Below are 14,959 nucleotides of genomic sequence, written 5' to 3'. Positions count from 1 at the left end.
AAAGCATTTTGGTGAAGATGTCCTTAGAGTTATAGTCCAGAGTCATTAACGATTCATTACATCAAACCAGCCGCCGGGGCAGGCTTTTCAGCCAGGATTTGTGGAAGAAAAGGTTGCCATTGAGATCAACTCGAAGTTGGATGTCCATGATGAACTCGGTTTCGGTGCAACGGACACTGCCAGAGGAATGGATTTCTATCTGGTAGCCCGATTCTTCCAGGCGATAAACCACTTCGTTGAACATGCGCGTCTTGAGCGGATCAATCTGGTGGGTTGCCATTTCGATCCGTTCCGAGGCGAACAACGACCGCCCATCGGGCAAAACGGCGGTTCCCCCTTCGTACACGTTGACGGTCATTGTCTGGTTGATCACATCTTCGACAATCTGCCAAACAGGCGGGGCGTCGGTTCCACCGCCAACTTCGACAAGTTCCGGCGGCGTGGTCTTGAAACTGGGGGGCTGAAGGCGCGGGGCGTTGAGGGAAACCGCAGGAAGTATCAACCGCGACAGCGTGGCCGAGCCGCGATGAAGATAGTTGTCGGACTTGTAAGGCGAAGGCCAGATGACGGGCCAGTAGGCGCTGGCAAGACTGAGGCGAATTCGGTGGCCAGGGAGGAAGCGGTAGGCGGTTGACCGGAGTTGAACTTTGATTTCGTAAACGGTGTTGGGAGTCAGCGGTTCGGGGTTAATATGACTGTCGCGATGAGTCAGATTAAGAACGCCAGCCGTGACCTGAAACACACTTCCATCCGGGGCAACGTCGGCCAGGCGGACGACGACGGTGGCAACCGGCGCACTGCAACTGAGGTACAACACGGCTTCGGGGAAACCGATCACGTCCAGCGGCTCGTCGAGCGGCTCACTGGTGTAAGTGGGAATGATGGCTTCTTCGAGGCGAAGATCGCGGGCCAAACCGTTTGGCCCGTAACCGGCGCCCCAGCAGAGGGCGGCGTGCGTGCCGTGAGTTGGGCGGTGAGGGTAGTGGTCGAGATTAGAGACTGGACGCTCTGCTTGGAGATTGGACAGGGTCGCGTCGCCAAGATAGAGCGTGTGAGGTTGAGTCCCTTCAACCGGAAAAGTGTTTGCGCTGATCCACTGGCCGTTGAACTTGGATGGGAAGGCTTCGGGCGCAGTGTGCTCGTAACGGAATAACGTGAGCGGTGGCTCGTTCATCACACCGTTGTCAATGCCGTTGAGCCAATACTCAAAGAAGCGCACCATCTCGTGGAGATGATCAAGGTTCGGGCCGGGGTAGGCCGAGTCGGGGTAAGAATGTACCCAGTTGCCAATGAGGCCCTTGACGCCCGTCGCCTGTGTGCATCGTTCCTGCATCCGCAAAACCGAGTTGACGTACTCATCCATCCAGCCGCCAATGTTGAAGACCGCGCATTTGATTCCTGTGTAGTCGGGCGCGAGCGAGCCGTTACGCCAGTAAGGACCGTCAGTTTGTTGCTGTAGCCATTCAATCAGCCAGGGCGGAGTCTTTTTCAGTCGTTCCTTCCACTGCTCGGCCCACTTTGCTCCAGCATATTCCAGTTTGGGCGGCATGGCGTTCATACCCACCATGCTCACCGCGTACTGGGCCAGTTCGCTCACGGTGAGACAGCCGCCGAGGTAGTGTACGTCGTCGGTGTAACGATCGTCGGTGGCGTACATGGGGATGATGGCTTTGAGGTGCGGCGGCTGGAGCATGGCGACTTGGATCGAAGTGAAGCCGCCGTAGCTGATGCCCCACATGCCAACTTTGCCGTTGCACCAGGGTTGGGCCGCCAGCCATTCCACAGTGTCGTAGCCATCCTGCGTTTCCTCTCGCGTATACTCGTCGTAGGCAATGCCTTCACTGCTCCCCGTGCCGCGAACGTCGAGGCGGCAAAAGGCAAAGCCGCGCTGGGCAAAGTAAGTGCCATGCTGGTGATCCGAGTTGTAACGCCAGTCGTCTTTGCGATAGGGGATCATTTCGAGAATGGCAGGGAACGTCTCACCTTCGGTTTTGGGAACGGGCAGCCAGAGGTTGGCGGAGAGTTCGATGCCATCGCGCGTGGAAATGCGGATATTGTATAGAATACGAACTTGGTAAAAGTCTGTGGCAACCATGGGGATCAATATGACTTTATCAATCTTTCAAGTATGCTATACAAATTCGCAATAACGAGGAACGGCATTACCAGCATCCAAATTAGATGCACAGCCTCAACCGATGAGTGGGCTCCATATTTCTGTCTAACCTCAGGGAACTGTGCCCATCCTCTTACAAAATTAGACCCTCCGAGAAAAACCCAAAACACATTATGCAAATGAGCACTTTCGAGATATGACATCGGCAGAAGCCATCGTAAAACTAACACCGTAGCCGCGCTTATCAAGAATGCTGTTGCAACCCACATTAATGTGATCCATTTTCTTGAGACTTCTTTCTTGCGAATTTTCTCGAAAAGCATCCAAACAGCCAGCCAAGGCGTGAAGATGGATAGGAAAAGCGCAACAAAAGGCATCGCAAACTCCATAACATTTTCCTCCGTTATAAGCCTCTTTAGAGTCGTAATTGTAGAGTGCCAAGTCTGTATATCATAATAGCTTCCTGTTATATTTCTCCATCACTCTCCTCACCTCCTCCAACGGCAACGCATGCGCCGTGCGGCCCTTGAAGCCGGTCGTGGTCTCCGCCGCCGTCAGCACGTTCAGGATTGCTTCTTCCACCACTTCAGCCTCAGCTTCAAATATCTCGTTCAGGTGATGATGCGGCATCATCTTCAAATCGTAGAGCGACTCGCCGTGATCGGCGAAGTGGTTGCCGGTGGCAAAGGCCAGAAAGATGTCGCCACTGCCATTGTGGCCAATGCCACCCGTGCGCGCCAGACCGACTGTGGCCCGCTGGGCCAGCCGGTTGCACTGGGTCGGGATTAACGGCGCATCGGTGGCGACGATGATGATGATGGAACTGGTGTCGGGCGCTTCGCCCCAGGGCATGGGTGTGTGCGTCGCCGGAATTTCGCGCCCAACCGGAACCCCGTCTATCCGAAACAAGTTACGGTCGCCGTGATTGGCCTGCACCAGCGCCCCAATTGTGTACGTGCCGCTCTTGGTTTCGACAACGCGCGACGAAGTGCCGATGCCGCCCTTGAAGTCGTTGCAAATCATGCCGGTTCCGCCGCCTACACAACCCTCGGCCACCAAGCCGGGGGCGGCGTTGTCCAGCGCGGCGTAGACATGCTCTTTCGTGAGTTGATGGGCGTCAGCGTCGTTCAGCCAGCCGTCCCACGTTTCGGCCACCACCGGCAGAGCGCCAATGTCGGTGTGGCCGCGCTCGTGGCCGTAGCTCACCATCGCTTCATGCACCAGCCCCACCTGATGGGTGTTGGTGATCGCAATAGGCGAACAGAGCAGGCCGGACTCGGTGAGCCAGTGCATGCCCGTCATCTCGCCGCACCCGTTGAACGAGTGAAAGCCCGCAAACGCATTATCCTTCCAGATATTGCCCTCACGCGGCGCGATCACCGTCACCCCGGTGCGGGCGATTCGTGGTCCGTCGTGGATGAGCGTGGTGTGACCCACCCACACGCCGGGCACGTCGGTGATGGCGTTGTTCGGGCCAGCGGGATAAGTGCCGATAGTGATGCCGAGATCACGAAGTCGAGCGCGGGTCATAAAATTCCTCCTGAGAATGAAGTGCGACAAGTATAACCCGGTCTCTCAAACAGCCGCTTGACATCATTCGCTTTGACTCTATACTGTGACAAATCTTCGCTGGAGGCCGACATGAACACAACCCGTCCATCACGTTCGTGGCTGTATCAATCAACACTCCTTCTATTGCTGGTTGTATTGTTGACGATGCTGATCAGCGCCGGGAGCGGCGCGGGACTCAAGGCCAAGCGCCGTAGTGGAACGGTGCTGGCGAGTGTGGTGAATGCGCCGGTCGTTCAAAGGACGACGGCGGCTTTGCCGCCGCTGGCTGGCGGCTTCTCTGCACAAACCCGACTCGGCTACACTTCGGGCGATCAATGGGAACCGGCCATTGCCGCCGATCGTTTCGGACACGTCTACATGCTCTACCCGCAATACCTGGGCGTTCCGGGTTGCCCGTCTTGTCCCAACCCGACCATGATTCTGCAAATCAGCAATGATCGCGGCGCGACATGGGCCGCGCCGACGCAGATTGCCCCGCCCGGAACCGGCCAGTGGGATGCGCAAATTGTGGTTGACCCGGTTGACGGTCAAACCATGTACGCTTCGTGGTTGCAGAACGGAAAGAGCGACACTGTCGTCGCCAAGTCCATTGACTTTGGAGCAACGTGGTCGGTTGTCACCGCCGAAAGCACCAACGCCGGAACCGACAAGCCCATCCTGGCCGTGCGCGGCCAGAACGTGTACGTGGTCTTCAACCATGCCCAAAAAGTATGGGCGGCTTCGTCGCACAATGGCGGCGCAACGTTCACTGTTGCTCAGATCAATCCAAATGCCAAGCTGGGCTGGTCGCTGGCGGGCGGCGGCACGGTAACGCCCGACGGCAGTGTGTACTTCTCGTGGGCCGGTTACAAACAAAACGGCGGCGCGAAAGGGCCAGTGAATTTGTACGTGAGCAAATCGTCGGACGGCGGGGCCACTTGGACAAACACTGTGCTCGACGTGTCAGGCGCGCCGCCGGACTGCTCGGCCTACTTATGCGGCTGGGCTTACCTCGGCGCACAAATGACGATGGCCTCGGACGCGGCAGGCACTTTGTATGCGTTGTGGAATTCAAACGTGACCGACAAAACCCCGAGCCGCATCTACTTCGCCAAATCCACCAACGGCGGTGGGACATGGTCAACCAAAGCGGACGTGTCGCTCGCGCCTGCCAACACGCCGCACGCCTTCCCGGCCATCGCCGCCGGAGCCGCTGGCGACGTTCGCATCTCGTGGATGGATGCTCGCTCGCCCAGCGGATTCTGGAATACTTACTACCGTAGTTCCACCAACAGCGGCTTAACCTGGTCGTCTGAAGTTGACATTTCGACCTTCGTCGCCGGGCATAGTTACATCACCGCCGACGGCTTCCGCTTCCCGTTCGGCGACTACTACGAGATGGACATTGACGATCAGGGCAACACCCATGTGATTATGGGCGAAGGCTACAGCTACGACAGCCCGGGGTCAATTTGGTATACGAAGGGCAGGTAAAAACACCAGCCACGAATTGCACGAATTTACACGAAGAACAAAGGTTTCGTGATCATTCGCGCAAAGCGATTCGTGGCAAAGCCTTATGTTTCTCTTCTATTTTTCCATCAGCCTTGCCGTCGTCTCCAGCGCTCTCTATCACCTTTTTCAAAAGCTCACTCCAGTCAACGCCAATCCGGCCCTTGCCCTCCTCGTCACTTACGCTACGTCGCTTGTGCTCTGCCTGGGCCTCATCCCTTTCTACCCGATCAAAGATGGGCTGAGCAACGCCTTCAAGCAGTTGAATTGGGCCAGCCTCGCGTTAGCCTTCGCCCTCGTCGGCCTGGAAATGGGATTTTTGCTCGTCTACCGTTCGGGCTGGAATCTCGGCATCGCTGGCACGGTCACCAACGTCGCCAGCGCCTTGATTTTGATTCCTGTGGGGCTGTTGCTGTTCAAAGACAAAATCACACTGACGAATCTGATCGGCGTGGTGGTTTGCATTGTTGGGTTGGTGATGGTCAATCGAAAATAGAATTGGTAGGCCCGAGAGTCGCCATCTAATCCGCCCATCACCTTTGATCTTAAGTTACCCGGCCCCTGCTGGGATGCCGCCGCCGAAGGAACAAAGGGCATCAAAGAACCAGAGACTATTAGCGGATTAGAGAGCACCCCTTACTGCCCTCTGACTTCAAAAGAAATGCAAATCAAAACCGCCCTCCCTCACCCCACTCGCGAAATCGAAAACACCTTCATCCCGCTGGCCGACGGCACAAAGCTGGCCGCCCGCATCTGGTTGCCGGTTGACGCTGAAAGCAATCCTGTTCCCGCCATTCTCGAATACATTCCGTATCGCAAGAATGACGGCACGGCCCTCCGCGACTCGATCCGGCATCCCTACGTCGCCGGGCACGGCTACGCCTGCGTGCGGGTGGACATGCGCGGCAGTGGCGACTCCGACGGCCTCCTGCTCGACGAGTATTTGCTTCGAGAGCAGGACGATGCGCTCGAAGTGTTGAAGTGGATCGCGGCGCAAAAATGGTGCTCTGGCAACGTCGGCATCATCGGCAAATCGTGGGGCGGCTTCAACGGCTTGCAAATCGCCGCCCGCAGGCCGCCCGAACTCAAAGCCATCATCACCGTCTGCTCCACCGACGACCGCTACGCCGACGACGTGCATTACATGGGCGGCTGTCTGCTGGCCGACGAAATGCTGTCCTGGGCGTCCATCATGCTCCTCTACAACGCCAAGCCGCCCGATCCAAAATTCGTCGGCGAGCGCTGGCGCGAGATGTGGCTCAACCGGCTCGAAAACACGCCGCCCTTTGTCGAGGCCTGGCTTACGCACCAGCGGCGCGATGCGTTTTGGAAACACGGCTCGGTGTGTGAGGAGGGGCGGTTCGTGAACCGCCCCTACGGCGACATTACCTGCGCCGTCTATGCTATCGGCGGCTGGGCCGATGCTTACACAAACGCCATCCCGCGTTTGTTCGAAAATCTCTCCTGCCCGCGCAAGGGCCTCATCGGCCCGTGGGCGCATAACTATCCCGAAGAAGGCGTGCCGGAACCGGCCATCGGCTTCAACCAGGAATGTTTGCGCTGGTGGGATTACTGGCTCAAAGGGACCTACGGCACTGGCATCATGGAAGAGCCAATGTTGCGCTCCTATATTTTGGATAGTGTGCCGCCTGCCGCGCATCACCCTCGCTGGCCGGGCAAGTGGGTTGCCGACTCCACCTGGCCGCCAGCCTCAATAACCAATCACCAATTACTAATTACCAACAACGGCCTCTCCAAGACCTCTGCCCCAGAATCTCAACTCACTCTCACCGGCGCGCAAGCCAATGGCTTGATGGCGGGCGTGTGGTGTGCCTATGGTCTGCCCGGCGATTTTCCGACCGATCAGCGCCCCGACGACGCCCTCTCGCTCTGCTTCGACTCGGCGCCGCTCGACTCGCCACTCGACATTCTCGGCTTCCCCGAAGCAACTCTGAGCGTGTCGGTGGATCAACCGAACGCGCTGATCGCTGTCCGACTGTGCGACGTTTCACCAAGGGGGACTTCGACGTTAATCACCCGAGGCCTGCTCAACCTCACCCACCGCGACTCTCACGAGGAGCCGTCGCTCGTTGAACCGGGCAAACGTTATACCGTGACAGTGAAGCTAAACGCAATCGGGTATTCGATAGCCAAAGGCCACCGGATTCGAGTGGCGGTCTCCCCGACGTATTGGCCGTTTGCCTGGCCCTCACCCAAGCCTGTCATTCTTACCCTCTTCACAGGATCAAACAGTTATTTGAATCTGCCTACGCGATTTGCTCAGCCTGCCGATTCGACTCTCCAGCCGTTTGAGCCGCCCGAAGTTTCCACGCCGCTCTCGTTGACAACCTTGCGCGTCGCCAACCGCTCGCGTGAAGTGCATCATGATTTGATCAGCGGCAAACACACTCTGGTGGATCACAACGACTCGGGGCGCGCGCGCTATCCCGACGGTTTGGAGTACGACAACGACGACACTGACACTTACACCATCGTCGAAGGCGACCCGCTCTCGGCAACGGTGAAGTGTGATCGTTCGGCTGAACTGCGGCGCGGCGACTGGCGCGTTCGCATTGAAACGTCGAGCCTGATGACCTCAGACGCGACGACTTTCCGGGTCACGAACAGTGTGAATGCTCACGAGGGGAACACGCGCGTCTTCAGCAAAACGTGGACATTTGCCGTGCCGCGTGACATGGTGTAGAACATGGATGCGTGGAACGCGAAGCGAACAGATCGATCCGTTAAATTCCACGCATCCGTGTTATGACTCTGATTGCCCGATCCAAATAATCGTGCTACTCTAAGGGCACAAAACGCCGTGTGGCCGACGGCCACAACTTACAACCAAATCATCAGGAGGAGACACATGTCCACGAAACGACACTGGTATTTACCCGTTCTACTGACCCTGACCATTATGGTTTCGGCCTGCGGCAGCGGGAGCGCCACCACTGCCGCGCCCGTCGCCACCCAACCGGCGGCCACGACCGCGCCCGCTTCGGGTGAGCCGGTGGTGATGAAAATTGGCAGTCAATTCCCCCCTGACACGCTCAACCCGGCTTATGCCTTTTTGGCCGCGTCCTATACCATCTTCGATCTGGTCTACAGCTCGCTCGTCAAGGAAGGCCTCGACGGCCAGTACTACGGCGACCTGGCCGCCAGTTGGTCTCACTCCGACGATAACCTGACCTGGACGTTTACCCTCAAAGACAATATCAAGTATCACAACGGCACGCCGCTCACAGCGGAAGATGTGGCCTGGAGCATCAACGAGATTCACAATGACCCCGAGGGCTGGGCCACCCTGGTCAACTACACCAACGGCTTCAAAGAAATAACTGCCCTCGACGACAAGACGGTGCAGATCACCCTCGACTATCCCATCAGCAACATGGAATACCGGGTGTCGTTCCTGTACGCGCTCTGGCGGGCAGACTTCGAGCCTCTCGACACCACCGAGGCCTTACAGAACTTTACCAACGACCAGTTGATTGGAAGCGGGGCCTTCAGCCTCAAAACGTGGGAAAAGGATCAAAACGTCCTGATCCTCGACGCCGACCCGGATTTCTATGACGGGCGGCCCGTCGTCGATCAGCTCATCTTCCAGACGTTCGACAACTCGGACGCATTGGTGCAAGCCTTGAAGGTGGGCGATATTGACGTGATCAACCTCGTGCCGAACAGCGCCTTTGAGACGGTGAAGACATTTGATAACGTGGTGGCCGTCAACCTGCCGAGCCGTTCGTTCGACGAGTTGATTGTCAACTCGGTGCGCGACGACAACGACACGGCCCCCACCGGCAACCCGGCGCTGAAAGACCCGCAAGTGAAGCTGGCCATTGCTCAGGCCATCAACAAACAAGACCTGGTGGACATTGTGTTTCAGGGGCTGGGCAAGCCCGGCTGGTCAATCGTCGCTCCGGCTTTGGGCGGCGGCTTCTGGCACAATTCCAACGTGCAGGATGTTCAGTTTGACCCGGCAAAAGCCAACCAAATTCTCGACGATGCCGGTTATGCCAAAGGCGCGGACGGAATCCGGGAGAAAGACGGGGTGAGGTTGGAGATGCGGTTGCAGTATGATGCGACCTCGTCCGAATATGCCCGCGACGCCGATTTGATCTCCAACTGGCTCAAGGACATTGGCATCAAGGCCAGCCCGGAGGCCGTGGACGCCGACACGCTGATCGCCGCCACCACCGGCGTCGGCGATTACGACCTGGTCATTTGGGGCTGGGGCGGCGACCCCGACCCGGACTTCATCCTGAGCATCATGCTCTGCGATCAGTTCGTCGTGGGCGGTTGGAGCGACAGCGGCTATTGCAACTCGGACTACGATCAGTTGTATCTCGATCAGCAAAAGTCCGGCGACCCGGCAGACCGCCAGCAGATCATTTGGAAGATGCAGGAGATGTTGTTCAAGGACAATCCGTACATCGTACTTTACAATTACGACGATCTCTACGCCTACCGCTCAGATCGTTTCACCAATTTCCAGCTCGACCAGCCTAACGCCAATATTACCGACGCGCTGGTTCTGCAACATGCCGAGCCAGTGAAGTAGCCTGCCTGAAGCCTGAAGGAGGTCCGATGAATCGACGCGATTATCTGCTCCGCAAAGTCGTCATCGCTCTGATTACATTGGCCGTGGTGGTGACGCTGGATTTTCTGCTGTTCCGCGTCTTGCCCGGCGATCCGGTGCGCGCCGTCATCGGGCGTAATGTCCGTATTTCCAAAGAGTCGCAGGATGCGTTACGCGCACAGTTCGGGCTGGATAAACCCGTGTTCCCCGATCAGTTCTTTGCTACTTTAGGCCAATGGGCTAAAGGCAACCTGGGCATCTCGTGGTCACTGCGCCGCCCGGTCTCCGACATCCTCACCACCAAACTCGGCAACACGCTTTTGCTGGTCACTCTCGGCCAGACCTTCTCGATTGCGCTTGGCATCGCCCTGGGGTTGTTTGCGGGTTGGAAGCGCAAGACAGCGGTGGATGTTGGCTCGTTGACGTTTTCGCTGGTCACCTGGGCCATCCCCACTTTTTGGCTGGGCATCATTTTACTGGCGGCGGGTAGCACCTGGCTGGGCCTGCCCACCGGCGGCACGGTTCAACCGGAGAACATTGGCAAGCCGCTGTGGGAGGTGTGGCCGGACGTGGCCGTTCATCTCGTCCTGCCCACCCTCACTTTCACCGTCGTTTATCTCGGCGAGTACATGCTCATCATGCGTTCGTCGGTGCTGGAAGTGTTGAGCGAAGATTACATCCTCACCGCCAAAGCCAAAGGATTGAGCCACTGGCAGGTTCTGCGCCGCCACGCGCTCAAGAATGCCATGTTGCCCATCGTCACCCTCGTCGCTCTCAACCTGGGCTTCACCGTCGCCGGGGCGATTTACATTGAGACGGTCTTCTCCTACGATGGCCTGGGCAAGCTGTTTCAAGAGGCGCTCGACAAGCAGGACTTCCCTTTGCTCCAGGGCGCTTTCCTGTTGCTGGCCGTGGCCGTCATTGGGGCCAACCTGCTGGCCGACATCATTTACACCTACCTTGATCCGAGAGTGAAGGCAACGTAATGTCCGAACGCTGGAGTCTCATCAAACGCAACCTGCTCGACTTCTGGAAAGTGTTCCGGGGCAACCGGCCCGGTTTGTTGGGCGCGTTTCTCCTATTCTCGTCGTTGTTTCTGGCGTTCTTCGCGCCCTGGCTGACTCCCTATGGCACTTCCGACACCATCCGCGATGCCAACGGCAAGGCGATGACGTTTGCCTCACCCGCCGAGCATGGCCCGCTTGGCACCGACGACGCCGGGCACGACATTTGGTCGCAGTTGGCCTACGGTTCGCGCATCTCGCTCACCATTGGCTTTCTGGCTGGCTTTCTCTCGATGGCCGTCGGCAGTTTGTTTGGCATTCTGTCCGGCTACTTCGGGGGCAAGATAGACACCCTGCTCATGCGAACCACCGACGTTCTGCTCGTCATTCCCGACATTCCCCTGATGTTGATCATTGTCGCCGCCGTGCGGCAGCGCAATTTGGGCATCTCGCCATTTGTGATTCTGATTCTGGTAATTGGCCTGCTGTACTGGACGAGCACGGCCCGCCTCATCCGCTCACAAGTGCTGACGATCAAAGAAAGACAGTTTGTGGCCCGAGCCCGAGCCATCGGCGCCGGCCATAGCCACATCATCATGCGGCACATCGTGCCGCAAATCATGCCCCTCATCGTCGCCAACACCGTGCTCATCGTCTCGACGGCCATCCTGGTCGAATCGGGCCTGGCGTTTTTGGGGCTGGGCGATCCGTCTCAGCCGTCGTGGGGCACGATGATCAACTTCGCCTTCGACCGCAATGCCATTTCCAACGGGGCGTGGTGGTTTTACCTGCCGCCCGGTCTGGCCATTGTGTGGGTAACGCTGGGCTGTGTTCTGCTGGGCAACGTGCTGGAAGAATTGCTCAACCCGCGACTGGCCTCGCACCATCTTGAAGACGAGTCCAAAATGGTGGCCCGCCCCGCCGACTCAGTGGCGGCTCCCACCCCGGAACCGGGGCGATAAAACATGGCCGGTCAACCTCTCCTCAGCGTCCGTCACCTCAGCACCGATTTCATTGGCGCAGATGGCAAAATCGCTCATGCCCTGGAAGATGTCTCATTCGATGTGCATCCGGGCGAGACGCTGGGGCTGGTGGGCGAATCGGGTTGCGGCAAGACGACGACCATGATGTCGCTCATGCGCCTTCTGCCGTCGTCGGGCCGGATCACGCGCGGCCAGGTGCTGTTCGACGGCAGAGACCTGCTGAACCTGAGCGAGGTCGAGATGCGCGATTATCGCTGGAAGGAAATGGCGATGGTCTTTCAAAGCGCCATGAACGCCCTCAATCCGGTTTACACAATCGGCCAGCAAATCCGCGAAGCCATTTTGCAACACGGCCTGATGGGTCGTGAGAATGCCAACAAACGCGTGGAAGAATTGCTCGACCTGGTGGGCATTGCCAAGTCGCGCAAAGAGCAGTATCCGCACCAATACTCAGGCGGCATGAGGCAACGGGCGATGATTGCCATGGCTCTGGCCTGCAAGCCGCGCCTGCTCTTCGCCGACGAACCCACCACAGCCCTCGACGTGATGGTGCAAGCCCAGGTGCTGGAACTGCTCAAGAAGATTCAAACCGAGTTTGGGCTGGCGGTGGTGCTGGTCACGCACGATCTTGGGGTGGTGGCCGAAGTGTGCGACTCGGTGGTGGTCATGTACGGCGGCAAGGTGGCCGAGTACGGCCCGATTGATCAAGTCTACAACGCGCCGCAACACCCGTACACCCAACGCCTGCTCGAAGCCTTCCCCGATCTAAATCAACCCGGCGACACGCTGGCCTCCATTCCGGGGTCGCCGCCACGGTTAAACGCCCTGCCCCCCGGTTGCCGCTTCGAGCCGCGTTGCCACAAACGCATTGACGTTTGCTCCACCCTCTCCCCAAGACTCATCGCTGTGACCTCAGCGCCCGATTCATCCTTCATCCTTCACCCTTCATCCTTTGCCAAGCGTCACCTTGCCGCCTGCCACCTCTGCCAGGGCCAGGAGGTTCAATACTCATGAGCGCCATCTCTCCGAACGGGCGGCCCATGCTCGAAATCCGCAACCTGAAAAAATATTTCGCGATGCAACAGCCTATCCTGGATATGCTGAGCCGCCGCCCGCCGAATTTCGTCAAGGCGGTGGACGGTGTTTCGTTCTCACTGGCGCGCGGCGAAGTGCTGGCCCTGGTGGGCGAGTCGGGCTGTGGCAAGACGACGATTGCCAAAACACTGATCGGCCTTGAGGAGCAAACCGAGGGCGATATTTTATTCAACGGTCAGGCCGTCGGCGCAATGGGGCGGCGGGTGCGGGCCGCCATGCTCACTCTGGAACCCACACCGACCGGCGGCCCCGGCACGCGCGAGCAACTCGTCACCCCAAGAGTCTCCATGAAGCGCCTGCGCCAGCAGGCGCAGATGGTCTTTCAAGACCCTTACGAGTCGCTCAACCCGCGCGCCACCATCTTCGACATTGTGGCCGAGCCGCTGGAAGTGCATGGCATCGCCCGCCCCCGCGCCGAGCGCGCCCAACGGGTGAAGACCGCGCTCGAAGAAGCCGGCCTGCGCCCCGCCGAAGATTACTTCCTGCGCTACCCACACGAACTCTCCGGCGGCCAGCGCCAGCGCGTCGTCATCGCCAGCGCCATGGTTCTGCAACCCGAACTGCTCATCGCCGACGAGCCGGTCTCCATGCTCGACGTATCGGTGCGGGCCGAAATTTTGAATCTGCTCCGCGACCTGCGCCGCAGGCGCGGCATCAGCCTGGTCTTCATCACTCATGATCTCGGCACGGTTGCTTATTTTGCCGACCGCATCGCCGTCATGTATCTGGGCCGCATTGTCGAGATCGGCCCGACGCAAACGGTGCTCAAGAATCCCCAGCACCCTTATACCAAAGCCTTGCTCTCCGTCATCCCCGTCCCGAATCCCCGGTTGCGCCGCCAGCGCGTCATCTTGCAGGGTGAGACGCCCAACCCGGTCAACCTGCCCGGCGGCTGTCGCTTCCACCCGCGTTGCCCCGCCGCCTTCGATCGTTGCCCGCAGGTCGATCCGAAGTTGTCAAGAGTGGCCATTGATCATGAGGCGGCGTGTTTATTGGTGGGATAAAATAGACGCATGAGCCGCATCATTGATCTCGATCAGGGCCGTCTCATGGTCGTCACCGATTTACATGGCGACTACCCCGTCTACTGCCGTTATCGCGATCACTTCCTCGCGCTTCGCGAGGCCGGCCAGGCCGACATTCTGATCCTGGACGGCGACTTCATTCACAACGACGGCCCGGCCCCGGCCGACGGCTCGCTCAAAATCGTCCTCGATCTCATTCAACTGCAACACGACCTCGGCCCGGCCCTGATCGTCCTGCTGGGCAACCACGAGATGCCGCACATTTACGGCGTCACCCTGGGCCGGGGCAACGCCATTTACACCCCTCGCTTTGAAATGGCCCTGGGCGACCGCCGCCCGGAGATCATCGCCTTCTTCGACAGCCTGCCGTTTTACGTCCGCACCCGCGCCGGAGTCACCGTCACTCACGCCGGGGCCAGCATGGCCGCCATCACCCCCGAAGGCGTGCAACGCCTGGCCGCCTATTCCCACGCCGCCGAACTGGCCAAAGTAGACGCCATCTTGGACGAGCAGGATCGAGACTCGTTGCGCGCCGGGGTGGCAAAAATGAACGGCCAGCCTTACGAAGAAATGGTGATCGAGAATCTGGGTTTTGCCGCCCTCACCGAAAACCGCTACGACGATTTACTGCGCGGCATCTTCATGACCGCCGCCTCCGACGAGTACGACCAGCTCTGGGACGCCCTCTTCAACAAGAACGAGTACGAGTATCAGGAGTCTTACGGCCCAATTCTGAGATCGTCGTTGATGTCTTTGTCGCAGGATTATGCCCGCCAGAACTTTCTCATCAGCGGCCACATCAACGTCTTCGGCGGCGGCCACACCGTCGTTGACGGGCGGCAACTGCGGCTGGCAAGCTGGACGCACGCCCGCCCCCGCGAAGCCGGGCAGTATTTGCTTTTCGACGCTGGAAAGCCGGTGGGAAATATGGGCGAGTTGCTGAAGGGGCTGGGAACGGTATTTCGGTGACGCTTCCAACCAACAACTGACCTGAAATAGACCGGCGCGGTCTCGCGTAGTGCCCCGTAGTGAAACGGAGTGGGTGCGAAGCAGACCGCGCCGGTCTGCTGACTCCTCCACGCGCTGAACTA

General features: G+C 58.7%; 12 protein-coding genes. 9 read left to right on the top strand and 3 right to left on the bottom strand.

All coding sequences use genetic code 11. The annotated features are described in order from the left end of the window. Positions 1 to 61: 61 nt before the first annotated feature. The 3 genes from HYZ49_16530 to HYZ49_16520 all read right to left on the bottom strand — a co-directional run bounded on the left by HYZ49_16530 (position 62) and on the right by HYZ49_16520 (position 3,646). The gene (locus tag HYZ49_16530; protein ID MBI3243891.1) at positions 62 to 2,095 is read right to left on the bottom strand and encodes a CocE/NonD family hydrolase; all 2,034 of its coding nucleotides are present in this window, start codon (positions 2,093 to 2,095) and stop codon (positions 62 to 64) included. A 5-nt stretch (positions 2,096 to 2,100) separates the two neighbouring features. Further along, positions 2,101 to 2,505: a hypothetical protein gene (locus HYZ49_16525; protein MBI3243890.1), complete on the bottom strand. Its 405-nt coding sequence runs from the start codon at positions 2,503 to 2,505 to the stop codon at positions 2,101 to 2,103. Between the two features lie 61 nt (positions 2,506 to 2,566). Continuing rightward, positions 2,567 to 3,646, bottom strand: a complete 1,080-nt coding sequence (locus HYZ49_16520; protein MBI3243889.1) for a P1 family peptidase — start codon at positions 3,644 to 3,646, stop codon at positions 2,567 to 2,569. A 111-nt stretch (positions 3,647 to 3,757) separates the two neighbouring features. Here HYZ49_16520 and HYZ49_16515 point away from each other — a divergent pair, with 111 nt between their 5' ends. The 9 genes from HYZ49_16515 to HYZ49_16475 all read left to right on the top strand — a co-directional run bounded on the left by HYZ49_16515 (position 3,758) and on the right by HYZ49_16475 (position 14,837). Beyond that, on the top strand, positions 3,758 to 5,161 hold the full coding sequence (locus tag HYZ49_16515; GenBank protein ID MBI3243888.1) for an exo-alpha-sialidase: 1,404 nt from the start codon (positions 3,758 to 3,760) through the stop codon (positions 5,159 to 5,161). A gap of 85 nt (positions 5,162 to 5,246) precedes the next feature. Next, positions 5,247 to 5,675: an EamA family transporter gene (locus tag HYZ49_16510; GenBank protein MBI3243887.1), complete on the top strand. Its 429-nt coding sequence runs from the start codon at positions 5,247 to 5,249 to the stop codon at positions 5,673 to 5,675. Between the two features lie 165 nt (positions 5,676 to 5,840). Next, positions 5,841 to 7,883: a CocE/NonD family hydrolase gene (locus HYZ49_16505; protein MBI3243886.1), complete on the top strand. Its 2,043-nt coding sequence runs from the start codon at positions 5,841 to 5,843 to the stop codon at positions 7,881 to 7,883. A gap of 165 nt (positions 7,884 to 8,048) precedes the next feature. Continuing rightward, the gene (locus HYZ49_16500) at positions 8,049 to 9,743 is read left to right on the top strand and encodes an ABC transporter substrate-binding protein (GenBank protein MBI3243885.1); all 1,695 of its coding nucleotides are present in this window, start codon (positions 8,049 to 8,051) and stop codon (positions 9,741 to 9,743) included. Positions 9,744 to 9,769: 26 nt separating this feature from the next. Continuing rightward, on the top strand, positions 9,770 to 10,747 hold the full coding sequence (locus tag HYZ49_16495; protein ID MBI3243884.1) for an ABC transporter permease: 978 nt from the start codon (positions 9,770 to 9,772) through the stop codon (positions 10,745 to 10,747). Beyond that, complete coding sequence (locus HYZ49_16490; protein ID MBI3243883.1) at positions 10,747 to 11,727, top strand: ABC transporter permease; 981 nt, start codon at positions 10,747 to 10,749, stop codon at positions 11,725 to 11,727. The genes HYZ49_16495 and HYZ49_16490 overlap by 1 nt, the downstream gene beginning before the upstream one ends. A 3-nt stretch (positions 11,728 to 11,730) precedes the next feature. Next, entirely contained in the window at positions 11,731 to 12,762 is a 1,032-nt protein-coding gene (locus HYZ49_16485; protein MBI3243882.1) for an ABC transporter ATP-binding protein, read from the top strand. A 5-nt stretch (positions 12,763 to 12,767) separates the two neighbouring features. After that, positions 12,768 to 13,847 (top strand): ATP-binding cassette domain-containing protein, encoded by a 1,080-nt coding sequence (locus HYZ49_16480; protein MBI3243881.1) that lies wholly within the window; start codon positions 12,768 to 12,770, stop codon positions 13,845 to 13,847. 9 nt (positions 13,848 to 13,856) lie between these two features. After that, positions 13,857 to 14,837 carry a metallophosphoesterase gene (locus HYZ49_16475; protein ID MBI3243880.1) on the top strand — a complete coding sequence of 327 codons (981 nt, stop codon included), beginning with the start codon at positions 13,857 to 13,859 and terminating at the stop codon, positions 14,835 to 14,837. Positions 14,838 to 14,959 lie beyond the last annotated feature (122 nt).

Source organism: Chloroflexota bacterium (genome assembly GCA_016197225.1).
GTDB lineage: Bacteria > Chloroflexota > Anaerolineae > Anaerolineales > VGOW01 > VGOW01.
The sequence above is the reverse complement of the archived record's forward strand: the minus strand, read 5'-3'. Positions and strand labels throughout refer to the sequence as shown.

Bases quoted from the DNA above. Each gene is read 5' to 3' on its own strand.
- HYZ49_16520 (MBI3243889.1), bottom strand. From the start codon at position 3,646: ATGACCCGCGCTCGACTTCGTGATCTCGGCATCACTATCGGCACTTAT.
- HYZ49_16505 (MBI3243886.1), top strand. From the start codon at position 5,841: ATGCAAATCAAAACCGCCCTCCCTCACCCCACTCGCGAAATCGAAAAC.
- HYZ49_16490 (MBI3243883.1), top strand. From the start codon at position 10,747: ATGTCCGAACGCTGGAGTCTCATCAAACGCAACCTGCTCGACTTCTGG.
- HYZ49_16475 (MBI3243880.1), top strand. From the start codon at position 13,857: ATGAGCCGCATCATTGATCTCGATCAGGGCCGTCTCATGGTCGTCACC.
- HYZ49_16485 (MBI3243882.1), top strand. From the start codon at position 11,731: ATGGCCGGTCAACCTCTCCTCAGCGTCCGTCACCTCAGCACCGATTTC.
- HYZ49_16500 (MBI3243885.1), top strand. From the start codon at position 8,049: ATGTCCACGAAACGACACTGGTATTTACCCGTTCTACTGACCCTGACC.
- HYZ49_16525 (MBI3243890.1), bottom strand. From the start codon at position 2,505: ATGGAGTTTGCGATGCCTTTTGTTGCGCTTTTCCTATCCATCTTCACG.
- HYZ49_16515 (MBI3243888.1), top strand. From the start codon at position 3,758: ATGAACACAACCCGTCCATCACGTTCGTGGCTGTATCAATCAACACTC.
- HYZ49_16530 (MBI3243891.1), bottom strand. From the start codon at position 2,095: ATGGTTGCCACAGACTTTTACCAAGTTCGTATTCTATACAATATCCGC.
- HYZ49_16510 (MBI3243887.1), top strand. From the start codon at position 5,247: ATGTTTCTCTTCTATTTTTCCATCAGCCTTGCCGTCGTCTCCAGCGCT.
- HYZ49_16495 (MBI3243884.1), top strand. From the start codon at position 9,770: ATGAATCGACGCGATTATCTGCTCCGCAAAGTCGTCATCGCTCTGATT.